Below are 358 nucleotides of genomic sequence, written 5' to 3' on the forward strand. Positions count from 1 at the left end.
GCTGCTGTCCATTCCAGTTCTCTCCCTCAGAGGTATGGGCAATATCTCTCCTACCCAAGTCCACGCCAATCGCCTTGACGGCGCTCTCCGGTTCCGGTACCTCAGATTCCACGCAAATCTGGGTGAAGTAGGAACCGTCTTGGCGTTTGACCAACGTGGCCGCTTTGGGATGAGAACCCGCCAGCATCCCGCGCTGGTAGGAGCCAACATCCAGCTCAAAGCGTTCGCATCCCTCAACGGTGGTCAGCGACACCGTCCAGTCCTTCTCCCGGAAAGAGAAGATGCGGGCATCGTAGGTAACAAAGCCGCCCTTGAACGCTTTGACCGGACGATTCTTTTGCTGGGCAACCTTGCGAGC

1 pseudogene is annotated in these 358 nt (G+C 57.5%); it reads right to left on the bottom strand.

The annotated features are described in order from the left end of the window. Positions 1-358, bottom strand: a pseudogene (locus NW835_RS12320) (RNA-guided endonuclease TnpB family protein); the annotation flags it as partial.

The organism is Synechococcus sp. OH2 (assembly GCF_047462155.1).
Taxonomy (GTDB): domain Bacteria; phylum Cyanobacteriota; class Cyanobacteriia; order Thermostichales; family Thermostichaceae; genus Thermostichus.